The sequence below is a fragment of the Nisaea acidiphila genome, from assembly GCF_024662015.1.
GTDB lineage: Bacteria > Pseudomonadota > Alphaproteobacteria > Thalassobaculales > Thalassobaculaceae > Nisaea > Nisaea acidiphila.
The window spans coordinates 1,902,147-1,925,768 of the sequence record NZ_CP102480.1; the positions used below are offsets into that span (position 1 = coordinate 1,902,147).

Annotated in this window: 16 protein-coding genes and 2 pseudogenes; 9 read left to right on the forward strand and 9 right to left on the reverse strand. The window is 65.0% G+C overall.

The annotated features are described in order from the left end of the window. Positions 1-46 precede the first annotated feature (46 nt). Positions 47-2,209, reverse strand: a complete 2,163-nt coding sequence (locus NUH88_RS08760) for a pentapeptide repeat-containing protein (protein ID WP_257771460.1) — start codon at positions 2,207-2,209, stop codon at positions 47-49. Positions 2,210-2,507: 298 nt separating this feature from the next. Then, the gene (locus tag NUH88_RS08765; protein WP_257771462.1) at positions 2,508-3,617 is read right to left on the reverse strand and encodes an S-(hydroxymethyl)glutathione dehydrogenase/class III alcohol dehydrogenase; all 1,110 of its coding nucleotides are present in this window, start codon (positions 3,615-3,617) and stop codon (positions 2,508-2,510) included. A gap of 162 nt (positions 3,618-3,779) precedes the next feature. On the opposite strand from NUH88_RS08765, the gene NUH88_RS08770 reads away from it, so the two are divergent. Next, positions 3,780-4,559, forward strand: coding sequence for an SDR family NAD(P)-dependent oxidoreductase (locus NUH88_RS08770; RefSeq protein ID WP_257771464.1), 780 nt, complete (start codon positions 3,780-3,782; stop codon positions 4,557-4,559). Next, entirely contained in the window at positions 4,556-5,644 is a 1,089-nt protein-coding gene (locus tag NUH88_RS08775) for an enolase C-terminal domain-like protein (RefSeq protein WP_257771466.1), read from the forward strand. Before NUH88_RS08770 ends, NUH88_RS08775 begins: the two co-directional genes overlap by 4 nt. 6 nt (positions 5,645-5,650) lie before the next feature. Here NUH88_RS08775 and putA read toward each other — a convergent pair whose 3' ends face one another. Both putA and NUH88_RS08785 read right to left on the reverse strand, forming a co-directional pair. Further along, a complete protein-coding gene (putA, locus tag NUH88_RS08780) occupies positions 5,651-9,538 on the reverse strand; it encodes a trifunctional transcriptional regulator/proline dehydrogenase/L-glutamate gamma-semialdehyde dehydrogenase (RefSeq protein ID WP_257771468.1) in 3,888 nt (1,295 codons plus the stop codon). A 92-nt stretch (positions 9,539-9,630) separates the two neighbouring features. Next, positions 9,631-10,788: a PQQ-dependent sugar dehydrogenase gene (locus NUH88_RS08785; protein ID WP_257771470.1), complete on the reverse strand. Its 1,158-nt coding sequence runs from the start codon at positions 10,786-10,788 to the stop codon at positions 9,631-9,633. A gap of 247 nt (positions 10,789-11,035) precedes the next feature. On the opposite strand from NUH88_RS08785, the pseudogene NUH88_RS22280 reads away from it, so the two are divergent. The 3 genes and pseudogenes from NUH88_RS22280 to NUH88_RS08795 form a co-directional block, all read left to right on the forward strand. After that, a pseudogene (locus NUH88_RS22280) lies at positions 11,036-12,181 on the forward strand (protoglobin domain-containing protein); the annotation flags it as partial. 192 nt (positions 12,182-12,373) lie between these two features. After that, positions 12,374-13,171: pseudogene (locus NUH88_RS22285) on the forward strand (PilZ domain-containing protein); the annotation flags it as partial. Between the two features lie 381 nt (positions 13,172-13,552). Beyond that, a complete protein-coding gene (locus NUH88_RS08795) occupies positions 13,553-14,341 on the forward strand; it encodes a hypothetical protein (RefSeq protein ID WP_257771474.1) in 789 nt (262 codons plus the stop codon). A 33-nt stretch (positions 14,342-14,374) separates the two neighbouring features. On the opposite strand, the gene NUH88_RS08800 is transcribed toward NUH88_RS08795, so the two are convergent. After that, positions 14,375-15,142, reverse strand: coding sequence for a sulfite exporter TauE/SafE family protein (locus NUH88_RS08800; protein WP_257771475.1), 768 nt, complete (start codon positions 15,140-15,142; stop codon positions 14,375-14,377). 199 nt (positions 15,143-15,341) lie between these two features. On the opposite strand from NUH88_RS08800, the gene NUH88_RS08805 reads away from it, so the two are divergent. Further along, entirely contained in the window at positions 15,342-18,926 is a 3,585-nt protein-coding gene (locus NUH88_RS08805) for an AsmA family protein (protein WP_257771476.1), read from the forward strand. Here the strand turns inward: NUH88_RS08805 and NUH88_RS08810 are convergent. Together NUH88_RS08810 and NUH88_RS08815 are read right to left on the reverse strand one after the other, a co-directional pair. After that, entirely contained in the window at positions 18,912-19,151 is a 240-nt protein-coding gene (locus tag NUH88_RS08810) for a ribbon-helix-helix domain-containing protein (RefSeq protein ID WP_257771477.1), read from the reverse strand. The genes NUH88_RS08805 and NUH88_RS08810 overlap by 15 nt on opposite strands. Continuing rightward, positions 19,148-20,518 carry a class I SAM-dependent RNA methyltransferase gene (locus NUH88_RS08815; protein WP_257771478.1) on the reverse strand — a complete coding sequence of 457 codons (1,371 nt, stop codon included), beginning with the start codon at positions 20,516-20,518 and terminating at the stop codon, positions 19,148-19,150. Before NUH88_RS08815 ends, NUH88_RS08810 begins: the two co-directional genes overlap by 4 nt. Before the next feature lie 73 nt (positions 20,519-20,591). Between NUH88_RS08815 and NUH88_RS08820 the strand changes: the two genes are divergently transcribed. Both NUH88_RS08820 and NUH88_RS08825 read left to right on the forward strand, forming a co-directional pair. Further along, positions 20,592-20,996, forward strand: coding sequence for a hypothetical protein (locus NUH88_RS08820; RefSeq protein ID WP_257771479.1), 405 nt, complete (start codon positions 20,592-20,594; stop codon positions 20,994-20,996). Positions 20,997-21,061: 65 nt separating this feature from the next. After that, a complete protein-coding gene (locus NUH88_RS08825) occupies positions 21,062-21,589 on the forward strand; it encodes a copper chaperone PCu(A)C (RefSeq protein WP_257771480.1) in 528 nt (175 codons plus the stop codon). A 25-nt stretch (positions 21,590-21,614) separates the two neighbouring features. On the opposite strand, the gene NUH88_RS08830 is transcribed toward NUH88_RS08825, so the two are convergent. After that, entirely contained in the window at positions 21,615-22,025 is a 411-nt protein-coding gene (locus NUH88_RS08830) for a YbaN family protein (RefSeq protein WP_257771482.1), read from the reverse strand. 70 nt (positions 22,026-22,095) lie between these two features. Then, positions 22,096-22,800 (reverse strand): S24 family peptidase, encoded by a 705-nt coding sequence (locus tag NUH88_RS08835; RefSeq protein WP_257771484.1) that lies wholly within the window; start codon positions 22,798-22,800, stop codon positions 22,096-22,098. 227 nt (positions 22,801-23,027) lie between these two features. Between NUH88_RS08835 and NUH88_RS08840 the strand changes: the two genes are divergently transcribed. Continuing rightward, positions 23,028-23,444, forward strand: a complete 417-nt coding sequence (locus NUH88_RS08840; protein WP_257771486.1) for a DUF6362 family protein — start codon at positions 23,028-23,030, stop codon at positions 23,442-23,444. The last annotated feature ends 178 nt before the right edge of the window (positions 23,445-23,622 follow it).

Genomic DNA, 23,622 nt, shown 5'->3' on the forward strand with positions numbered 1-23,622 from the left:
CCCCCCTCGGACGGTTCGCCCTTGGGAGCCAATCATAAGCCAGCCGTCAACTGATCTGGAATTTCTTTCGGAGCGCGAGCGCGAAGAGGAAGGCGAGAAGCAGCGAGAAAACCGATTGCAACGTCGCCAGCAGTCGGAAGGCAAGCCATCCGAACCCGCCGTTTGACGGGCACGCCGTCTCGGCCGGCTTGCCGCAGCTCACGATCTTCACGATATCCAATTCGAAGAGCGTGGAACGTGTAGTCGCCGTCCAGGGCGAGAAGGGCTGAACCACGTTGCGGATGGAGAATTCCAGCGCCGTCCGCTCCTTTTCCACCCCAAGGAACGACGGGTCTAGACTAAGTCCCCAACCCCAATACACCACCCAGAGCAAGAGCACCGATAGCCCAAGCGCGGCCAGCGGCCGCCCCATCGAGTTGCCGTAATCCGACAGCAACCCGTAACTCCAGGACGCCACCTTCTCCAACCGCGACACCGAAGGCCGCCGCCGCTTCGCCTGCAACTCGAAGCGGAAAAACCGATGCTCCTGCATATGGTCCTTCTCCGCCTCCATGGCGGTCTTCAGAACTCGCAAGCCACCTTCCAGCGCAGCAAAGCGATTGTTGGCACCGCGCTCGTTCCCCGAGTATCCTCCGTCTGCCTTGACCGCCGCCTTTGTCGCCCGCAGCACGGCGTCGAACCGGCTCTGCTCCTCCCGCTCCGTCCTGGCGGCGGCGAGCAGCAGCTTGCCTTTGAAGACGGCCCCGTCGAAGGCGGCAAAGGCGGTGAAGTCCGGGCTCCGGAACCGCGCCTCTCCCATAAAGCGCGCGGTCTCGAACGCGCCCTGAATGCGCGCGGGTTGATTGGGCAAACGACAGCGCGAAAAGTCCGCCAGTTCGAAAAACTGCGCGGTACGGAAACCAACCGGTCCAGCGTCAGCCTTGTTCCAGAACTCCACGTCGTTGAACCCGGCGAAGCCGTGGAAATGGGCGCCGTCGAACTTGGCCCCACCGTGGAAATGGGCGCCGCCGAACCAGGTTGCACCGTGGAAAAGGGCGCCGCCGAACCAGGCCGCACCGTGGAGCTGGGCGCCGACGAACCGGGCCAGGCCGTGAAAATGGGCGCCGCCGAACTCGGCTGTACCGTGGAAATGGGCGCCAGCGAACCGCGCCGCGCGGTGGAACTGGACGTTGGCGAACAGGGCAGCGCCGTCGAAATGGGCGCCGCCGAACCCTGCCTGGCCGTGAAACTGGGCAGTGTCGAATCTGGCCAGGCTGTGGAATCGGGCGCTGGCGAATTCGGTCGTGCCGTGGAAATGGGCGCTGGCGAACTCGGCAGCGCTGTGGAAATGGGCGCCGGCGAACCAGGACAGGCCGTGGAACTGGGTGCCGTCGAACCGAGCCACCCCGTGGAACCGGGCGCTGGCGAACTCGGTCGTGCCGTGGAAATGGGCGCCGTGCACATCGAAGAATCGGAGTGCAGCAAGCCGTGCGTCTAGATATATCCTTGGGCGGTCATCCGGGCCTTCCACGTAGGATTCGGAATAGTTCCGCAGAACATCGCCAAGGCCTTTGGCCCGGGCTCCGATCAGGCGGAGCGCGCCATCCGGGCCGTTCCCGCCCGCCTCAAAGCCGACAGCCAATCGTGCCAAAAGCACGTGCGACAGGCTGCCGCCTCCGAACCCGCTTTTATCGGCACCGTCTCCCGGTTCTGCGTTTCGCAATTCTGTGGCGGAACCATCCAAGTCAAGGGAGGCATCGGGACGCAAGTGCAGGCGATGCCAGAGCGTACCGTCGGGCGCTTTCAGTAGAAGGTCCGCAATTCGAAGCTCATTATCGGAGAGCCGCCGGGTGCCTCTCTCGTCCCCCTCATACCCGAGCGACCAGCGCCAATAGTCCTGGAGCGTGGCCTCTTTCCAGGCAATCTCGCCCTCGCCGTGGGTCTCGCCACCGCCTGGAAAGTCCGCTGGAGCGCGCCAGCGTTTCAGCACTTGTGCTGCGTTGGGGCCGTCCTTCCGCCCCCATCCGGCGTCGGCGAGACCCTCCCAAGAGAAGTCCGCGGCCTCCCACATTGCCTCCCACAGTTCGACTACGGCTGCGGCATCGAGGTCTTCTGGGCGCTCGCGCCAAGCGGCGAAAGCGGTCTTGACGACCTTGTCCTTTGTCGCCTGATCGATCTGGTTCTTTTTCGACTGTTCCCCCACCACGCGCCGACCCTCCCATTCCGCCATCTTTACGTGTGCTGCCGATGGGAGCAAGGCGTCAGAGAATAGTCGCACCAAAGCCGTCATCCCGTTGAAAAACGGGATCCACTGCCGAGACCAGAGGGCCGAGAGTGGATCCCGACCTCCGTCGGGATGACGGAATGCTGGGGGATGACGATCAAGCTGCGATGGCATGCCCAGCCGTCGACCGGTTCTGGACGTTATCCCGGCCGGAGAGCCGGGACCTTGTCGAACGTGGAGCCAGGCTCTTCGGAAGATCCCGGATCAGGTCCGGGATGACGAATTTGGGGTTGGGGATCGGACCCTAGTATACCACCACGCTGCGGATGCTCTCGCCCGCATGCATCAGGTCGAAGCCCTTGTTGATGTCGTCCAGTGGCATGGTGTGGGTGATCAGACTGTCGATGTCGATCTTGCCGTCCATGTACCAGTCGACGATCTTCGGCACGTCCGAGCGGCCCCGCGCCCCGCCGAAGGCGGTGCCGCGCCAGGAACGGCCGGTGACGAGCTGGAAGGGGCGGGTGGAGATTTCCTGACCTGCACCGGCGACGCCGATGATGATGCTCTCGCCCCAGCCCTTGTGGGCGCATTCCAGCGCCTGGCGCATGGTGGTGGTGTTGCCGATGCACTCGAAGCTGTAGTCGGCGCCGCCCTTGGTGAGGTCCACCAGATAGGGCACCAGATCGCCCTCGACCTCCTTCGGATTGACGAAGTGGGTCATGCCGAACTTCTCGGCGATCTCTTTCCGCGCCGGGTTGAGATCGACACCGACGATCATGTCGGCCCCGACCATGCGGGCGCCCTGGATCACGTTGAGGCCGATGCCGCCGAGGCCGAAGACGACGACGTTGGAGCCCGGCTCCACCTTGGCCGTGTTCACCACCGCGCCGACGCCGGTCGTCACGCCGCAGCCGATGTAGCAGATCTTGTCGAACGGCGCGTCCTCGCGGACCTTGGCCAGCGCGATCTCCGGCATCACCGTGTGATTGGCGAAGGTCGAGCAGCCCATATAGTGGAAGATCTTCTCGCCGTTGATCGAGAACCGGCTGGTGCCGTCCGGCATCAGGCCGGCGCCCTGGGTGGTGCGGATCTTCTGGCAGAGATTGGTCTTCGGATTGAGACAGTATTCGCACTCCCGGCATTCCGGGGTGTAGAGCGGGATCACGTGATCGCCCTTCTTGAGGCTGGTCACGCCGGGGCCCACGTCGACCACCACGCCCGCGCCTTCATGGCCGAGGATCGCCGGGAAGATGCCTTCGGGATCGTCGCCGGAACGGGTGAATTCGTCGGTGTGGCAGATGCCTGTCGCCTTGATCTCGACCAGCACCTCGCCTTCGCGCGGGCCGTCAAGGGTCACGGTCTCGATCTGCAGCGGCTTTCCGGCCTCGAATGCGACGGCGGCTCTCGTTTCCATGGCGTCCTCCCTAACGTGCCCGGATTGGAATGGGAGGCTAACAGTCTTTCATCAAAGCCACTTTTGCAATGCGCGTCTCGGAGCATCCCGGAAACGTCATCCGCTCTCGACCCCGGCGGCAAAGCGCGAAAGAATACCCACCAATAATAGGGAGGAACAAAGATGATCAGCAAAACGGTGATTACCGGAGGCGCCTCCGGGATCGGTCTCGCGATCGCGGCGAAACTGCTCGCCGACGGCGGCAAGGTCTGCCTGCTCGACCAGAGCGACGCGAACCTCGTCGCCGCGCAGGAGCGCTTCGGCAGCGAACGGGTGATGACGGCCACCGCCGACGTGCGCGACGACGCGGCACTCAATCTCGCGATAAGGGCCGGGGCCGAATTCATGGGCGGGCTGACCGGCTGCGTCGCCAGCGCGGGCATCGGCTACCGGGTGCCGATCCTGGAGTCCGAGACGTCGGATTTCGAACGCGTCATCGCGATCAACCTGACCGGCGTCTACTCGACGCTCCGCAACGCGGCCCAGGTGATGATCGAGCGCGGCACCCGCGGCTCCCTGGTCTCGCTCGCCAGCGTTTGCGGCGTGCGCGGCTGCGCCGACCGGGCGGCTTACGGCGCGGCGAAGGCCGGGGTCATCAACCTGACCCAGGTCGCGGCCATCGAGTTCGCCAAGCACGGCATCCGCGCCAATGCGCTCTGCCCGGCGCCGATCAACACGCCGCTGATCGACGGCGTGCAGAGCGCGCAGCACAAGGCGGAATGGCTGAGCACGATCCCGATGGACCGCTACGGAGAGCCGGCGGAGGTGGCGGAACTCGCGTCCTTCCTGCTCGGCGACAAGGCCTCCTACATCACCGGGCAGGCGATCGGGGTCGATGGCGGCTGGATGGGCACGGGCCTGCAAACCGCCGATACCCATATCTCCCGGGGGGCCGCGGAATGACCGGCGCACCGGAGATCAAGGTCGGCAGCTTCCGGGTCCGCACCGTCACCGCCCCGCTGCCGCAGCCGCACAAGACCGCGTCCGGAACGCTGCATGCGGCCCCGCTCGTGCTGCTCGATATCGGCACCGACGCCGGCGTCGTCGGATCCGCCTACCTCTTTCCCTACGCCGCCCACTTCCTGCGTCCGCTGGCCCTTTTGGTCTCCGAGCTCGAGGATCTGGTGAAGGGTCAGCCGCTGATGCCGCGGGATATCTGGCAGATGTTCCGGACCAAGAGCCGGCTCGCCGGCTGGCCCGGCTTGATGGCCTCGGCGGTCGGCGGCATCGACATGGCACTCTGGGACGCGCTGGCGAAGGCGCACGAGCTCCCGCTCGCCGCCCTGCTCGGCAGCACGCCGCGCCCGGTCTGGGTCTATGACAGTCTCGGCCAGATGGGCCCGGAGGAAACCGCCCGCGATATCGAACGCTCGCTGAAGGACGGCTTCCGGGCCTTCAAGGTGAAGTCCGGCGCACCGGATCCGCGCCAGGATGTCGCCGTCGCCCGCGCCATCAAGTCGGTCGCGGGAGAGGATGCCTGGGTGGCGATGGATTTCAACCAGGCCTTCACCGCCGACGAGGCGGTGAAACGCATGCACCTGCTCGACCATGAGGGTCTCGCCTGGATCGAGGAGCCAGTCGCCTGGGACGACGTGAACGGCCACGCCAGTGTCCGCGCCTCCATCGCGACCCCGGTGCAGACCGGCGAGAACTGGTACGGCGCGCGCGACATGGCGAAGATGCTGGATGCGGGCGCGCTCGATCATGCCATGCCGGATGCAATGCGGATCGGCGGCGTCACCGGCTGGATGGAGGTCGCGGGGCTTGCCGCCGCGCACAATATTCCGGTCTCGAGCCATCTCTTCCCGGACCATTCGGCGCATCTGCTGGCTGCGACGCCGACCGGCCTCATCCTCGAATGGTTCGATATTGCCGCCGGTATCCTCGCGGAACGGCCGAAGATCGAGAACGGCATGGCGGTGCCGCCGGACCTGCCGGGTGCCGGCATCGTCTGGGACGAGAAAGCGATCGACGAACACGCGGCGTGAGAGCCGTCAGCCGATCGACATCAGGCTCGCATTGCCTCCGGCGGCGGCGGTGTTGACGCTGACGGACTGCTCCTCGACCAGCCAGTCGAGGCAGTAGTCCTCGCGGCCGGCGGCAAGCCCGGCGGGCGAAACGCCCTGAACGCCGAGCAGCGGGCCGTCGCGGTCCGCCGCGCGCTTCTGGATTTCGATCAGCGCATCCGCGTCGCCCTCGAAGAGAACGGCGGCGAGATCCGGTTCCGCCGTCCAGTCCTTCGTCAGCGTCACCCGATCACGGAGATCCGTCGGCAGGCTCGAGACCAGCTCGGCGGCGGCGCTGTTCTCCTGCAGCACCGCCGCATTTCCTGCCGCGAGGGCCGCCGCGACCTGACGCAGCATGCCGCCCTTGCCGGAGGCAAGGGCGGCGACGCGGCCTTTCGGATGCACCAGATAACGGTTCCGCTCCCCGACCGGTCCGGGCAGATCGAGATCGGTGCCGAGCGGCGAGCGGGCGATATAGGTCCGGGCGAGATCGGCTTCGGCCGTGCGGCCGGCCTCCCGCAGCCACGCCTCGAACTGATGCGCCGGTTCCGGTCCCACTTCCGGCACCCGGCCGACGAGCGCGGAGGCGAAGGGGCGCCGTGCCAGCAGGCGGTTGAGATAGAGCGGCCCGCCCGCCTTCGGCCCGGTGCCGGAAAGGCCGCGGCCGCCGAAGGGCTGCACGCCGACGATGGCACCGATGATGTTGCGGTTCACATAGACATTGCCGACGCCGATCCGCCGGGCGACCCGGTCGATGGTCTCGTCGATCCGCGAATGCACCCCGAAGGTCAAGCCGTAGCCTGTAGCGTTGATATCGTCGACCAACTCGTCGAGCCCGCTCCGCTTGAAGCGGATCACATGCAGTACCGGACCGAACACCTCGCGTTCCAGGTCCGCCATGTCGTCGATCTCGATCAGGGTCGGCGCGACGAAGGTGCCGTTGCGCGTTTCGGCCGGAAGCTCCAGCGCTTCGACCTTTTTCCCGCGCTCGCGCATCGCATCGACGTGGCTCAGGATGATGCCGCGCGCCTCGGCGCTGATCACCGGGCCGACATCGATGGAGAGCCGGTCCGGGTTGCCGACGGCGAGCTCGCGCATCGCGCCCTTCAGCATCTCCAGCATGCGGTCCGCGACATCCTCCTGCAGGCAGAGCACGCGGAGCGCGGAGCAACGCTGCCCGGCGCTGTCGAAGGCCGACATGATGACGTCGGCGACCACCTGCTCCGGCAGGGCAGAGCTGTCGACGATCAGCGCGTTCTGCCCGCCGGTCTCGGCGATCAGCGGGATCTGCGTGCCGTCCGGCGCGAGGCGCCCGGCAAGGCCTGACTGGATCAGCCGCGCCACTTCGGTCGAGCCGGTGAACATGACGCCGCGAACGCGTTCCTCCGCGACCAGCGCCGCGCCGACATCGCCCGCGCCGGGCAGGAGCTGCAGCACGTCTTCCGGGATACCCGCCTCATGCAGCAGACGTACCGCCTCGGCAGCGATCAGCGGGGTTTCCTCGGCCGGCTTCGCCAGCACCGGATTGCCCGCGGCAAGAGCTGCGGAGACCTGGCCGGTGAAGATCGCGAGCGGGAAATTCCAGGGGCTGATGCAGACCACCGGACCGAGCGGCCGGTGGGTATCCATGTCGAACTTGGCTGCGACCTCGGTTGCGTAGTAGCGGAGGAAATCCACCGCCTCGCGGACCTCGGCGATGGCGTTCGCCATGGTCTTGCCGGCCTCGCGGACGCAGATCCCCATCAGCACCGGCATGCGGGCCTCCATCAGGTCCGCCGCGCGCAACAGATGGGCGGCACGCTCCGCCGGTTCGGTCGCGGCCCAGACCGGCGCCGCCGTCTCGGCGTTTGCGAAGGCCTTCGAGATCGTCTCCGGATCGGCATCGCGGACCGTGCCAACGAGGTCGCGCCGGTCGGACGGGTTGCGCACCTCGCGCACCGATCCCGTCGCCTCTGCGCCCGGGACGGTCGGACCCGAGGTCCAGAGACCCTCGGCGCTGGAAAGCAGGGCGGCCGAGAGCGAGGCGAGCCGATGCTCGTTGGAGAGATCGAGACCTTCCGCATTCGGCCGCGCCTCGCCATAGAGACCGCGCGGCAGCCGGATCTGCGGATGCGGCGCGCCGACCGGCTCCACGGCCTGCGCGGCGGCCACCGGGTCCGCAATAAGGTCCTCGACCGAGAAGGCCGGGTCGGCGATGCGGTTGACGAAGGAGGTATTGGCACCGTTCTCCAGCAGCCGGCGGACGAGATAGGCGAGCAGGGTCTCGTGGCTGCCGACCGGGGCATAGACCCGGCAGGGCCTGTTCAGCCTGTCCTTGCCGACCACTTCCTCGTAGAGCGGCTCGCCCATGCCATGCAGGCACTGGAACTCGTACTGGCCGGAATAGTAATTCGGCCCGGCCATCTGCATGATCGCGGCGAGGCTCTGAGCGTTGTGGGTGGCGAACTGCGGGTAGACCGCGTCCGGCGCCGCCAGCAGCTTCTTGGCGCAGGCGAGGTAGGAGACGTCGGTATGGATCTTCCTTGTGAAGACCGGGAAATCCTCCAGCCCGTCGACCTGGGCGCGCTTGATCTCGCTGTCCCAATAGGCGCCCTTCACCAGCCGGATCATCAGCCGGTGACGGCTGCGCCGGGCGAGGTCGATCAGGTAGTCGATGACGAAGGGGCAGCGCTTGGAATAGGCCTGCACGACGAAGCCGATGCCGTTCCAGTCGGCAAGGTCCGGGTCGAAGCAGAGCGCCTCCAGGAGATCGAGAGAAAGTTCCAGCCGGTCCATCTCCTCGGCATCGATATTGAGCCCGATATCGTAGGAGCGGGCGAGCAGGGCCAGCTTCTTCAGGATCGGCAGCAGCTCCTCCATCACCCGGTCGAGCTTCTGGCGCTGGTAGCGCGGGTGCAGGGCGGAGAGCTTGATCGAGATCCCCGGCCCCTCATAGATGCCGCGGTTCTTCGCCGCCTTGCCGATGGCGTGGATCGCCTGCTCGTAATCCTTCAGGTAGCGCGCCGCGTCCGCCGCCGTGGTCGCCGCCTCGCCGAGCATGTCGTATGAGTAGCGGAAACCCTTCTTCTCCATCGCGCGGCTGTTGGCGAGCGCCTCGGAGATGGTCTGCCCGGTGACGAACTGCTCGCCCATCATCCGCATGGCGACGTCGACACCGCTGCGGATCAGCGGCTCGCCGCCGCGTCCGATCAGCTTGGTCAGCGCCGCGCCCATGCTCTCCTCGCTCTGGGTCGCGGTCAGGCGGCCGGTGACGACCAGGCCCCAGGTCGCCGCGTTGACGAACATGGACGGCGAATGGCCGAGATGGGACTTCCAGTCGCCGCCGGAGATCTTGTCGCGGATCAGTGCGTCGCGGGTCTGCCGGTCCGGAATGCGCAGCAGCGCCTCGGCGAGGCACATGAGGGCGACACCCTCCTGGCTCGAGAGATCGTATTCGTGGATCAGCCCCTCGACACCGCCGCGCACGCTCTTCTCGCGCAGGAGCTCGACCAGCTTGCGGGCGAGATCGGTCGCGGCGGAGAGCTTCGCGGGCGGCAGACTCGCCTCGGAGATCAGATAGGGCAGGCACTCGGTCTCGGGTTTGCGGTAGGCGGCGGTGATCCGGGCACGGAGCACGCTCTGGGCCTGCACGCCCTGGGCGAAGTCCAGAAACGGGCGCGGCGTCGGATCGGCGCTTGGCGATGCGTCCTCGAGATCCACCGCGGCGTCGCCGCCGAGATAGCCGTCCAGCGGCTCGCCCCGCTCGATCCGCTCGATGGCGCCCAGCAGAGACTGTTTCACCAGCCAGTGCGGCGTCCGGCCGACGCGCTCCGCCGCGTCGCGCAGACGCGCCCGCAATTCCTCGCTGACTTTCACCCCGATGGTCTGCGCCGCCATGACCGCCTCCGCTGGAACACCCCGAACGCGGAAAGGTTACACCATCAAAGGACAAAAGGTGCAACCTCAAAATCCGGGAGGACAACCTAAACCTATCGAACCGGCTCCAGCCGCAGCAATTGCCCGTCCGGACTGTCGGTCAGGACATAGAGCAACCCGTCCGGACCCTGTTTAACCGCCCGGATACGCTCCTCCAGGCCCTCCAGCAGCTTTTCCTCACCCACCACCCGATCGCCCTCAAGCGTCAGCCGGCGGAGATGTGTACGCGCGAGCGCGCCGACAAATAGATTGCCCCGCCAGTTCGGAAATTCGTCGCCGCGATAGAAATCCATTCCGCTCGGTGCGATCGAGGGAACCCAGTAGACCACCGGCTGCTCCATTCCCGGCGCCGCCGTCTTGTCCGAGATGATCGCCCCGCTGTAATCGATGCCGTAGGTGATCGCCGGCCAGCCGTAGTTGCGGCCGGGCCTCAAAATATTCACCTCGTCGCCGCCGCGCGGCCCGTGCTCGTGCGCCCAGATCGTGTCCGTGCCAGGCCGCAGCGCCATACCTTGAACGTTCCGATGGCCGTAGGAAAAGATCTCCGGCAGAGCCCCACCCCTGCCGGCAAAAGGATTGTCCTCCGGAACGGAGCCATCGTCATTGAGACGCACCACGGTCCCGATATGGCTCGCCAGGCTCTGCGCCTCCCGCATATAGCCACCGCGATCGCCCATGCTGATGAAGAGCGTGCCGTCCGGCGCGAACGCGAGACGCGAGCCGAAATGCCGGCCGCCGGAGACTTTTGGCCGTTGCCGGAAAATAACCTCAAGTTCTTTAAGAGAATTTTCGGTGAATCGCGCGCGGACCACCTCCGTACCCGCTCCGCCGGGGCCTCGCCCCGCATAGGATAGATAAATCAAACCGTTCGCAGCGAAATCCGGGTGCAGCGCGACATCCAGCAACCCGCCCTGCCCGGAGGCGTAGACATCGGGAACACCACCGACCGGCTCCGGCGCCAACCCGTCCGGACCGACGATCCTGAGATCGCCCTCACGCTCCGTCACCAGGATGCGGCCATCGGGCAGAAAGGCGAGGCCCCAGGGGTGCTCCAATCCCGCGGCAAGCGGGACGATTCGAAAATCATGCCGCTCCGATCGCTCCAGCCGGATTTCAACCGCTTGAGGGGACCGCGCAGAGCAAGACGCAAGAAGCAGCGCCGCCATGGCGAAGAAAAACAGGCGTGCAATACTGATCCACCGCAGGAACATCTCGCCCTCCAAAACGTTCGCACCTCCAGCTACATGGGAGCCCAGCAACAGACGGCAAGTCGTTCCGCGCTGACGCACGATAGTAAGACATGATTAACTAATCTATTCTGATATTTAGATAGAAAACAAAGTGAATATCCGGAATATTATTGTCTTTTTAACCAATGGTAACGCAAAATAGGAGAAATCAATCGGGGCAATGATCGCGTAAAGCGGTCCAAATAATAAAGCTGGGACGGAGAACGCCATGGCGGGCGATACGCAAACCTCAAGACTGTCATTTGCGGGCATTGACGACGCGACCCTCTCGGACCTGCGGACCATCTGGCCCGTGATCGAAGCCGGGCTGCCTTCGGTTCTGGATAAATTCTATACGCATGTCGCCTCGACCCCCGAAACGGCGGTCATTCTCGAGAAAGGCCCGGCCGTCGATGCCCTGAAAAAGGCGCAAACGATCCATTGGCGCAGCATTTTCACCGAAGGGCTGACGGAGGAGTATCTGAAAAGCGCATCGCGCATCGGCGCCGCCCACTCGAGCATCGGCCTGACACCCAGGTGGTATATCGGCGCCTACGCTTTCCTTCAGCCGCTGCTGTTCGATTTGATCGTCCGCAAACACAGCCGCAGTGATGCGGCGATCCGGTATTGCAATGCGGTTTCGAAAGCGATCGCGCTGGATATGAACCTCGCACTCGAGGCCTACAGCAGCTCGGACGAAGCCATGGCCCTGAGGAACCAGATCCTGAACCTCGCAGACACACTTGAGCGCGAGATCGACCAGACGGTCGAGGAGGTCATGCTGCAGGCGAACCGCGTCGCCGACCTGACCAACGGCCTCGCGATCGCCGCGACGGAGATGGCAACCCTTGTCAGCGAGGTCCGGCAGGCAACCGACGTCACAGCAAACAACGTGAATTCCGTCGCCGCGGCGACGGAGGAGCTCAGCGCCTCAAGCCAGGAAATCGCGACGCAAGTTTCCGATTCCGCAAAGCTGACCAGCGAAGCGACCGAGACCGCCGACAACGCCCGCGGTCAGGTCGCTGCACTCGAGGAAGCGACGACCAATATCAGCTCCGTCGTCGACCTCATCAACTCGATCGCCGCGCAGACCAAGCTGCTGGCCCTGAACGCCACGATCGAGGCGGCCCGCGCCGGCGAGGCAGGCAAGGGCTTCGCCGTCGTCGCAAGTGAGGTCAAATCGCTGGCGCAGCAGACCGAGAATGCGATCCAGGATGTCAGCCAGCACACGGCGAACGTGCAGACGGCAACACGCTACTCCGTCGACGCGATCACCGGCATTGCGTCCAAGATCGGCGAAGTGAACGGGATCGCCACCGGCGTCGCCACGGCCGTCGAGGAACAGCAGGCCGCGACGACGGAAATCGGCCGCTCCTCCAACGAGGCGTCCGAGATGACATCGCAGGTCGCCGAGGCGATCGTCCGGGTGTCCGAACATGCGGACCGGACCAGCAAATCCGCAGGCGCGATCGAGACATTGGCCAAAAATGTCAGCGTCAATGTCGGCGACATGAAGCGACGCCTCGCCATCGTCGTGCGCTCCGGCGGCGAAGCGGACCGCCGCGAAACGAACCGGGTTCCGACGGTGATCGAAGCGAATTTCGAGTTCGCCGACCTTCGCGAGAAAGGTTTCATCGCCGACCTCTCGCCGCGCGGCGCCCTTCTCCTCTGCGACAATCAGGAAACAGGGGTACCGGACACGGACGGCTACATCTCGCTCGCCAACGGCCTGCGCATTCCCGCCCGGGTGGTCGCCGCGACCTCGCTCGGCCTGCATGTCGGCTTCACCCGCCTCGACGCCAGCGCGGCAGAGGCCATCGGCGCCATGATCGAGCAGGCCATGAGCGAAAACGACGTCTTCCGCGATATCTGCCTGGAAGCTGCGAAGGAGGCGAACGACGCAATGAACGCGGCAATCACCTCCAGTCGCATCTCGGCCGACGACATGTTCGACACCCATTACACGGTTATCCAGGGCTCCAACCCGGTGCAGTTCTCGACCAAGTTCGTCGACCTGACGGACGAGATCCTGACGCCGATCCAGGAACGATGGAAAGCCAAGGACGAGCGGATCCGCCTGCTCTGCGCGACCGACCGGAACGGATATATTGGGACCCACAACAAGATCGTGTCCCAGCCGCAGCGGCCGGACGATCCGGTCTGGAACGCGGCCAATTGCCGGAACCGACGGATCTTCGACGACCGCGCCGGCCTACTCGCTGCGGGCAACCGGGAGCCGCACCAGTTGCAAACCTATATCCGCGATATGGGCGGAGGGCAGAAAGTCCTGCTGAAGGAAATCGACTGCCCGATCACGCTCGCCGGACAGCATTGGGGCAACATGCGCTGCGCCTTCGTTCCTTAAGCCGGCAGGAGATCGGCGGCCCAGTGCCCTGGCCCGCGCCCGGCCAGCGCCTTTTGGCCGGCGGGCCAGGCGCACTTCCCGCTTGGCCGTTAAAATCACCATATATCAACATCTTAATTGTGAGAATTGACTAGATTTGCGATCTTGAAGCGTGAATCACCACAAAATATTCGAAAATTTTATCCAACCACCGCCTGTTTACCAATATAGTGCATGCGGGCCTGGACACACGACAGCACTTCATTATATTCTATAAGTGGTTTTCGAAAATTGGTTTTCATTCTCAAATCAATTATCGAAAATTACCTTTCAAGCCAAAGACGATAGCCGATGAGCCGTTATTTGATACTCGATGAAAGGGCTGAACGCGAAGCTCGCGTCATGCACCGCTATCGGGTCGAGGTTGCGTCCTATTGGGCGAAATGGCATCTCGGCGTCTCGCTGATCTCAAGCCTCGGAATGATTTTCCTGACCGGCCTGCTGGTCGCGGTCTGGAACGCGGCCATTCTGGGCATCGGCCCGACGATCAACGACTGGGGCGACTTCTCCTTCGTCCTCGACATTCGCATCAACAGCTGGCGCGTCGACCCCGACTACTACCGCCGCCTCGTCACCTACCCGCTCACGCCGGTCACCCTCGACCATATGCCTTGGGCGCACCTCTTCGGCTTCATCACCTTCGGCACCTGCCTCATCACCGCGATGATGAGCATCCTGCATTTCGAGCCGATCGTCAGCCACGACCCGAACCGCTATATCCGGATCGAGCCCGTGCGCCTCTCCCCGGCGATCGAGGTCTATTTCGAGAACGACCGCGGCCGGGACCAGAAATGCGTGATCGACGTGATGTTCACCGCGCCGGGGCCGGCCAGCGCCCAGGTCATCCGCGAGAAATGCAAGGCGATCTCGCTGCATTGCCAGACCGAGCTGCAGCGGCTTGTCGACAACGCGGTATGGCAGATCCGGATACCTCAGTTACGCCGCAAGCTGGCGCAGATCGCGGTCGAGTATGTCCCGCGCGACGCCATCCACGACCTGCAGATCCGCTCGATCAAGATGCACGATGTGATCCGCCCGATGACGATGCAGAAGCAGCTCGACGAGCTTCCGGTGGAAGCCGTCGCCGTCGCGCCGGTCGCCCCGGTCCCGGCTGTCGCCGGCAACGAGTAAGCCCCGCCGCCTTCCTCAGACCCGCCGTCTTCCTCAGAATAGTGCGCTGAGTTCGCTTCCGCCGACCCAGAGCAGGCGGATCGCCAGCAATGTCAGAACGGTCTTGAAGCCGATCGCGAAGACCCGCTCCGGCAGCTTCTCCAGCACCTTCTTGCCTGTCGCCGTCCCAAGAAATCCCGTCGCGATCATCGCCGCGATCAGCGGCACCCATTCAAGGAACGCGAAACCGAGGATGCCGAAGGCGACGATCTTCACGCCATGCTGCATCGTCATACAGGCGCTGTGCGTGGCGACCGTCGTCATCTTGCCGTAGCGGTCCGGCGGCAGGAACGCGGCGAGCAACGGTCCGGTCGCGCCGACGAACATGGTGGCGAACGTGGTCGCGAGCCCGACGCCCGCGAAAGCGCCGGCCGGCACCTTGTGCTTGCCGAGTTTCGGGCCCCAGACGGTATAGAGAATGAACAGCGCCAGTACCGCCTGCAGCGCCGACTGGGGCACCGCTATCACGAGTTGCGCCGCGAGCGCCGCGCCGACGATCGCGCCGACGATGAAGAATCCGAAGAGCCGCCGCTCCAGATGCTCGCGCATCAGATAGGCGCGTCCTGCATTCGAGCCGAGCTGAACCACCCCGTGCACGGGAATGACGGCGAGGGGCGGCAGGACGGAGCCGATCGCGACCAGCATCATGACCCCGCCGCCGAGCCCGAAGGTCACGGTAACGGCGGACGTCACGTAGCTGAAAAGAACGAGGGCTATACCGCCCCAGAGCGGAACGGAGTCTGGCAACAGGAATTCGAGCACGGCAGGCGTTTCCAAAAAGAGGTTTTATCAATTGGGACCGCAGCTTAGACGATCCTGCATTTCGCGCCAGCCTGTCTATCAGGTGACTTCTCTCGCAAGGCGCGCCATATAGAGTGGACATCCAAAATGCGGCCACATTGATGCCGCACTCTGCCGGACCGCGGGACAACCGTGTGGGTGGCACCCGATGGAGGCTAAGGTGAAGAAACTGGTTCTCGCAGCTCTGGTGCTGTTGGTCCTTGTCGGCGCTGCGGTTCTTGTCGGACCGAGTTTCGTCGACTGGAACAGCTACAAGACGGAGATTGCCGAGGCGGTCGAGGACCAGACCGGCCGCAAGCTCGCAATCGACGGCGATATCGGCTTCCAGGTCCTCCCGGCACCCCGCCTTTCCGTCGAACGGCTCCGGCTCGCCAATGCGGAGGGCGGCACCGGCGATACTTTTGTCTCGGTCGGCGCGCTGCAGATCCACGTCGCCTTTGCGCCGCTGCTCCAGGGAAAGATCAAGGTTGCCTCGGTCACGCTGAAGGACCCGGTGATCCGGCTCGAGCAATTCGCCGACGGCAGCAATAACTGGACCTTCGGCGACAAGGCGGCGGCGTCCGGCAGCACGGCTGACAGCACGGGCGGCAGCGCCTCGGTAAGCGGCGACGGCCTCGATCTCACGCTCGACGGCGCCACCATTGTCAACGGCCGCGTCTCGTTCATCGATCATGCGAGCGGCGCGGAACATTCCATCAGCGGACTCGACGCCACCTTGAGCGCGCAGAGTCTCGACGGCCCGTTCAAAGCCACCAGCCGCCTCGTCTACCAGAACCTTCCCCTCTCGATTTCCGCCGCCACCGGCAAGGTCGACGCCGGAAAGGCAACGGCCCTGGAGGCCGTCATCTCCGTCGGCGACAATGCAGCAGAACTGTCCTTCGGCGGCACGCTTGTGCTGGACGACCGGCCGCGCGCGATGGGAACGGTGACCGCCTCTGGCGCGGACCTTGTAGCAGCAGGCAATGCCCTGCCCCCCCTCGGCCTCGCGGAAGACAGCGTTCCAGCCGCGCTGAAGGGGCCTTTCAAGCTTTCGGCAAAACTGCACGCGGATCCGGCCAGGGTCTCCGTCTCCGATCTTGCGGTCACGGCCGCAAAAATGTCCGCCGAAGGCGAGATAACTGCGGAACTCTCCGAACCGCTGGCGATCGATGCAAGCCTCGCGGTCGACCGCTTCTCGCTCGACGAGACGATCGCCACATTTGGCGGCGCGGCCGCACCTGCGGCAGCTGCGAACGAGCCCTCGGCGGGACCGGCGGGAGAGCCCGGCTCCTTCGAACTCCCGTCCGGGATCGACGCCAATCTCACGCTGACCGCCGACGCCATCGACTACCGGGGCGGGGTGATCCGCCAGCCGAGGATCGAGATGGCGCTCTCGAACCGGGTTCTGGTGCTGAAAGTGCTGAGCGCGCAGATGCCGGGCGGATCGGATCTTTCCGTTTCCGGAACATTGGAAAGTGCGGACGGCAAACCTCAATTCGCGGGACGTGCGGATTTCGTTTCCGACAATCTGCGGGGCGCACTTGCCTGGGTTGGCACCGAACTCGACGGCATCGCCGCCGACCGTCTGCGCAAAGGCAGTCTCGGTGCAGACATTGCCGCCACCCCGGAACAGGTCAAGCTGTCGAACTGGACGATGGATCTGGACACGACCCGGGTCCGCGGCGGTCTTACATTGCTGTTGCGCGAGCGCCCGGCTTTCGGCCTTGCGCTCAATCTCGGCAAGATCAATCTCGACGCCTATCTCCCGCCGGAAGGCGCTGCAAATCAGGCCGGCAACGCCGGTGCAGACCAGCAGGCATCGTCCGCCGGACCGACGCCGATGCAGCAGGTCGCGGTCGCGCTCAATACCTTCGATGCGAATATCGTGGTCAATTTCGAGGAAATCCTGATCCGCCAGACCGCGGTAATCGACGGTAAGATCGACGCCACGATCCAGAACGGCGCGCTGCAATTGCGCAACCTCTCGATCGCCGATCTCGGCGGCGCCCGGGTCAATCTGAGCGGCTCGCTCGCTGGCCTGGTCGCCGACCCGAACACCAAGCTCAATTTCGAGATCGACGCCAAATCCGCGGCCCGGCTAGCCCGCCTCGCCGGGATCGCTCCGGACGAGACCTTGCAGCGCGTCGGCGCCGTAACCGTCGCCGGAAGCATTCTCGGCGATTTCTCGAACCTGACGGTCGACGCCTCGGTACGCGCGGTGGGCGGCAATGCCTCCGTCAAAGGCGTCGTGCAGCCGCTCGCCCTACCGACCGGCATAGACCTCGCCCTCAAATTGCAGCATCCCGATGCGGACCGCCTGGTCGAGACCCTGTCGCCGGGAACGCTGCCGTCCGACATGACCCTCGGGTCCCTCGCGCTCGCCGCCAGCGTTGCGAATGCCAAGGGCGAAGCGCTCGGGATCGACGCCACGATGGATCTCGGCGGCGGTCAGCTCGGCGTGAAGGGAACCGTCGATCCGAGCGGCGCACTGCCGAAACTCGCCCTCGACACCCGCTACGCCCACCCCGACGTGGTCGCACTGATCCGCTCGCTCTCCCCCGGATATACGCCGGAGAAGCGGGATCTCGGCCCGGTGAAGCTGGAAACCCGACTGGAAGGCACGACGGAACAGCTCGCCTTCAACGGCATCAAACTCGGCGCGGGGCCGCTCTCGCTGACCGGCAACGCGGCCCTCGCCCTTAAGGAGCCGCGGCCGAAGCTGACCCTCGCCGCCGAAACCGGCACCGTCGCCATCGACCCCTGGCTGCCGAGAGGCACGGCCCGGCCTTCCGGCGGCGTCGCGCCCGCCGTTCCGCTCAAGAGCGGCGCCCGCGCCTGGTCGCGGGAGACGATCGATACCTCCGGCCTGCTGGCCGCCGATGCGGACATCTCGCTGAAGGCGAAGCAGGTCCAATACGGAGCCTACATTCTCGACAATGTCGATCTGGCGGCGGCACTCGAAAACGGCACCCTCACCGTCTCGCGTCTTAAATCCGGCCTGTTCGGCGGAAGCGTCGACGGAACCGCGTCCCTGAAACACGGCGCGACACCGACGGCCGGTCTCACCCTTACGGTCAGGAATGCCGACGTCCGGCAAGCCGCCATGTCCGCCTCCGAGGCCGCTCAGGTAACCGGCACGCTGGATTACGAGACCGCGCTGCAGACCAGCGGCCGCAGCGAGTTCGCGCTCGTCTCCGGCCTGCAGGGAACCGGGAAGATTTCGGTCCGCGAGGGCACGGTCGAGGGCTTCGATCTGCCGGCCGTGAGCGAGCAGCTCAAGGCGCTCGACCGTTCCGTCGATTTCCTCGTGCTGGCGCAGAAGGCAATGCGCGGCGGCACAACGCCGTTCGAAAGCCTGACCGGCAGCTACACCATCACCGACGGCGTGTTGCGCTCGGAGGATATCTCGCTCAAGTCGAAAGCCGCTGAGGGCCGCGGCACCGCCGTGGTCAATCTGCCGCCGCAGGAAATGGACGTGAACACCCAGTTCTGGCTGAGCGAGCACCCGAACTCGCCGCCGATCGGACTGCGCATGGTCGGGCCGCTGAACAATCCGCGCCAGGTGCTGGATGCGAACAAGATGCAGGCCTTCGTCCTGCAGCGAATCGTCGAACGCGGGATCCTTCGGCAGTTCAACAAGAACCAGGACAGCACGGGCCAGGATAGCGGCACGACGACGCCGGACGCATCGCCCTCGGAACCGGTCCGGAAACTGGCCCCGGAAAAAGCTCTGCAGGGTGTTCTGAAGGGCCTACTCGGGAACTGAGCGTCCCGCCTGCAGATCGGCCAGCACGTAAACCCGGAGCGCGCTGGAAAGATTGCCGCTGCGCTTCGCATCCACTTCGGAAACGAGCGTGTTGATCGAGAGGGCGCGGCGCTGCGCGATCGCCTTCAACGCCTCCCAGAACGCCTCCTCCAGCGAGATCGAGGTCTGGTGCCCGGACACTGTGACCGTGCGCTTGCGCAATCGGCTGGGATCGGTCTCGCTCACGGCGCCGCCCGCTCGAAATGCCCGACGAGCTCGATATGAGGGGTCCAGAGAAACTGGTCGATCGGCGTGACACCGGTAAGGCTATAGCCGCCATCGACAAGCGCCCGCGCGTCGCGGGCGAAGGTCGCCGGGTTGCAGGAGACATAGACGATGCGGCGAATGTCCGACGCGGAGAGCGCGGCGCATTGCTCCCGCGCGCCGGCCCTCGGCGGGTCGAGGATCACCGCATCGAAGGGCCCCAGTTCCTTGCCCGCGAAAGGCCGCTGGCTGAGGTCCCGCCGTTCTGTGCGGACGCGGCCGCCCAGCCCCGCCGCATCGGCCCCGGCGCGGATGGCCGCCAGCAGGCCCTCGTCGCCTTCCACCGCGACGCGCTCCGCCGGTCCGTCCAGTGCGAGGCAGAGCGTGCCGCAGCCGGCATAGAGATCGAGCACCGATTTCGCATCGCCGATCCCGGCACGGACGCGCTCCTGAATCGCCGCCTCGCCGTCCCGCGTCGCCTGCAGGAAAGCGCCCGCGGGCGGGGAGACTGGAACCTGGCCAAAGCGGATTTCCGGGCGCCGGCGCTCTGCCAGCGGCACCGCGTCCGGCAGCGTGTCGTCGCCCGCGTGATAGGAGAGCCGGGCGAGGTCCTGCGCCTCTGCGAATTCGGCGAGGCGTTCGCGGAAGCCGAGACCCGGATGGGCCGGCAGCCGCAGCAGGACGTCGAGTCCGTTATCGAGTGCGTTGACGACGCAATCGACACCGTCACCCGGTTTCAGGACGCTGTCGAAGAGCGCCCGCAAAGGTGCCAGCAGAGCGAAAATCTCCGGCAGCAGCACCGGGCATTCCTCGATCTCGACAATGCGATTGCTCGCCCGCTCGTGGAAGCCCGCGATCAGGCGCTGGCCGATCCGGCGCAGCACGAAATCGGCCCTGCGCCGGGTTGCGGGCGCGGCCGGATGCAGTTCGTTGACCGGCACGTCCGCCAGACCGACGCGGCCGAGATGTTGCACCACCTGCGCGCGCTTCCAGCTCGCATAGGTTTCCGCCGAAAGATGCTGCACGGCGCATCCGCCGCAGGACATGAAGTGGCGGCAGGCCGGGTCGATGCGCTCCGGCGACGGTGTGACCAGCTCGATCAGTTCGCAGGCGACCCCCTCGCCACGGTCGGACACGGGCCGCGCCCGGACCGTCTCGCCCGGCAGCGCGAAAGGCACGAAGACCGGCCGGCTCTCCTCGACATACCCCGCCTTGAGCACGGCTTCCGCAAGCCCGTCGCCGCGACCGCCAAGACGCGCGATCTCGATCTCCAGAATCGGGCTGTTTGCGGCATATCGCCGCCGCTGTCCCTCGCGTCCCCGCTTGCTTCTCTGCCGTCCGCGGCCCATAAAGCGTCCATCCTTTTCGCCTGTGCGCCGCGGTTTCCGCTCCGGACCTCCCGGCGCCTGCTATGGTGATGACATGGCTCGAGCCGACCTGACAACTGCCGAACGAGGGAAGCTGACCGGCGCATACCGCCGGCACCGCATCCTCGCGGCCATGTTCGGCCTGCTCGCCCTCTTGCTGCAGACCGGTTTCTCGATCGGCACCGTGGCGGGCGCCGGAAACGCGATGCCGGGCGGCCTCGCCGCCGATCTGGCCGTGCTCTGCATGGACGCCTCGAAATATTCCGGCGGCGGGACGGAAAACGGCACCGATGCCTGCGACCATTGCCGCCTCTGCGGCCCCGCGCTGAGCTGGTTGCCGCCGGAACTCACACCGGCCAGCGTTCAGATCGCGACTTCGGAAGCCCGAGGTTTGCCCGAACAGAAGGCCGCCCTTCGCCTTTTCACATCATCCAGCTATCCGCGCGCCCCGCCCGCCTGACCCTCAATTCACTTACGACACATCCCGCGCGGCGTGCCGCGCACCCGAATTGAAGGTCTGAAACGATGAAACTCTCTGTAACGACGATTGCGCGTGTTGCCGCGCTCGCCATCCTTACCCTGCCGCTGTTCGGCGGTCTCGCTCCCGTCTGCGCTCACGAGTTCAAGGTGGGCGAGATCATGATCGACCATCCTTGGGCACGCGCGACTCCGGGCCGGGCGAAGAACGGCGCCGGTTTCATGAAACTCATGAATCATGGCGGCGCGCCGGACCGCCTGATGGAAGCCCGAAGCGACGTCGCCGAGCGGGTCGAACTGCACACCCATATCCACGAGAACGGCGTCATGAAGATGCGCCCGAGCGGTCCGATCGAGGTGCCGGCGCACGGCCACGTCATGCTCGAGCCCGGCAGCTACCACGTGATGTTCCTCGGCCTGACGGCGCCGCTGGCGGAAGGTACGAAGTTCCCTGTCACGCTGGTCTTCGAGAAAGCCGGGGAAGTGACCGTCGAGCTCAAGGTCGAGTCCGTCGGCGCCGGTGCGGGCGGGATGAAAATGAACCATGGTGCCGGACACGGCATGAAGAAGAACTGAGGCAATCCGATCCCGGCGGGCGCGGTCAGGCAGGATCTTCCAGTTTGACCGTGCCCGGCCGCGTCACGATCCAGACCGCGACCAGTGTCAGCACGGTGCTGGTTGCCGCCGCCAGACGCCAATCCTCCAGCACGAAGCCCCAGAGCAGCGCCAGGGAAATGGCTATCATCGTCACCGCGGCGATCTTCGCGCGCGGCGGAATGACGCCGTATTCATGCCATTCGCGGACGCCCTGCCCGAAGCGGGGATGGTTGTAGAGCCAGAGATGGAAACGCTCGGAAGAGCGGGAAAAGGCCCAGAGCGCGATCAGCAGGAACAGCGTGCCCGGCAATCCCGGCAGGATGATTCCGGCGATGCCCACGCCCGTGCAGATGACGCCGACGGCGAGCAGCACGTAGCGAAACGGTCCGCAGATGGTTTTGGGCTCAGTGCTCACGCGCGTCTCCCGACTACCGGCCCATCATGGCGCCCGGCGGTTAAGATATAGTTAGAGACGCCGGGTCAGGCTAGAGGCGGCGGGCGAACCAGATCACCCGGCCGACAATATTCACCTCGTCCAGGGTGCGCTCGTAATTCTCGTAACGCGGGCTTTCGGAGCGGATCAGGAGCCGCGCCGGCTCGCTGTTCGGCACCAGCTCGATCTGTTTCGCGATCAGACCGATCCCGTCATGCAGCACGAAGATACCGGGCGGCGAGGGTGCGGTGCGGCTGAGATCGATCATCACCTTGTCGCCGGAACACAGCACCGGCTCCATCGAGTCGCCGTCGATCGAGATGATGCGGAGGTCGCGCGGGGTTGCCCGCAGCTCATAGCGCAACCAGCCCGCATCGAAATACCAGTCGATTCCGTCCAGCTCCTGTTCGAGGTGCGCGCCGCCGCCCGCGGACGCCGCGATCCGGACTTCCGGGACAGCGATCACGCCCGCGCCGCCGGACCGGTCGGCTGCCGGAAGCACCGGCGAACGTCCCGGCCGCGGCACAGCCGCCACCGGGTCCTGCTCCGCCCGGAGAACAGACTCGTCGACGCCGAGATGACGAGCCAGCGCATAACGCACATCCTCCGGCAGCTTCCGCGGAGTGCCGCGATTGATGAACTGATGGAGATAGGCGTGGTTCTTGCCGCAGGCCAGCGAGGCTTTCTTCAGATCCGTCGGCGGATCGCGATGCGCGACCAGCTCGAGGATACGCTTGCGCTGGATGTCGAGTTTCATGCCGGGAGCCTATTCTTACTCAATCGGAAGTTCAAGAATTTTTTTCCTATTGCATACATATCGAAACTGGCCTAAAACAACTTTTGCGTCAGCGATATGGGCATTTTTTAACCGGCAAAATCCGATTCTGCGATGCAGAACCGAGCCTGACGCGCAGAAACCGTCTCCACAAACGCTTCAGCGCATGCCCGGGTTCGACCATCCGGAATCATTTTTGGAGGGAGTTCATGACCATCACGCAAAATGTGCCGGATCCAAAATGGATCAAGCAATGCCTGAGAGAAGCGGCCGACACATTGCGCCGATTGCCTCGTGCCCATACGAAGCCGCGCCTTGCCGCCTGGCCCGACGTCGTCCGCAACAGCGCGCCTTATCAATCGGCGCCGAAACGGACCCGGCCCGCGGCCCCCAGCCCGGCAGCGATCGACCGGCTCGACGAAAGCCTGCACTGGATGTTCGCCTGCAGTCCCGAGCAACGCCGGATCGTCTGGGCCCGCGCCTGCGGCGTGCCTTGGCGCAAGCTCGAGGATATCGACGGCCGCAGTCACGTCACCCTGCGCCGGATTGAGGATCAAGGCGTCTCGGCCATCCGCGACCGGCTACGGAGCACCATCCGCAAACGCGCTTTTGACGCGCCTATGTAATCGGTTTTTTCCGATTATTGAAACTCATAACAATCTGAAAATAAGGGGTTTTTCCTGATCCTCATCCAAATTACATACGTCAATACGAATAATCATCGGAAAAAACCGCTTTACAAACTTTATAAAATCGGCTAATTACTATCCTACAGTCGGCGCCTTGCGGGTTCGCACCCCAAGG

Bases quoted from the DNA above. Each gene is read 5' to 3' on its own strand.
- NUH88_RS08760 (WP_257771460.1), bottom strand. From the start codon at position 2,209: ATGGCGGAATGGGAGGGTCGGCGCGTGGTGGGGGAACAGTCGAAAAAG.
- NUH88_RS08765 (WP_257771462.1), bottom strand. From the start codon at position 3,617: ATGGAAACGAGAGCCGCCGTCGCATTCGAGGCCGGAAAGCCGCTGCAG.
- NUH88_RS08770 (WP_257771464.1), top strand. From the start codon at position 3,780: ATGATCAGCAAAACGGTGATTACCGGAGGCGCCTCCGGGATCGGTCTC.
- NUH88_RS08775 (WP_257771466.1), top strand. From the start codon at position 4,556: ATGACCGGCGCACCGGAGATCAAGGTCGGCAGCTTCCGGGTCCGCACC.
- putA (WP_257771468.1), bottom strand. From the start codon at position 9,538: ATGGCGGCGCAGACCATCGGGGTGAAAGTCAGCGAGGAATTGCGGGCG.
- NUH88_RS08785 (WP_257771470.1), bottom strand. From the start codon at position 10,788: ATGTTCCTGCGGTGGATCAGTATTGCACGCCTGTTTTTCTTCGCCATG.
- NUH88_RS08795 (WP_257771474.1), top strand. From the start codon at position 13,553: ATGCACCGCTATCGGGTCGAGGTTGCGTCCTATTGGGCGAAATGGCAT.
- NUH88_RS08815 (WP_257771478.1), bottom strand. From the start codon at position 20,518: ATGGGCCGCGGACGGCAGAGAAGCAAGCGGGGACGCGAGGGACAGCGG.
- NUH88_RS08820 (WP_257771479.1), top strand. From the start codon at position 20,592: ATGGCTCGAGCCGACCTGACAACTGCCGAACGAGGGAAGCTGACCGGC.
- NUH88_RS08825 (WP_257771480.1), top strand. From the start codon at position 21,062: ATGAAACTCTCTGTAACGACGATTGCGCGTGTTGCCGCGCTCGCCATC.
- NUH88_RS08835 (WP_257771484.1), bottom strand. From the start codon at position 22,800: ATGAAACTCGACATCCAGCGCAAGCGTATCCTCGAGCTGGTCGCGCAT.
- NUH88_RS08840 (WP_257771486.1), top strand. From the start codon at position 23,028: ATGACCATCACGCAAAATGTGCCGGATCCAAAATGGATCAAGCAATGC.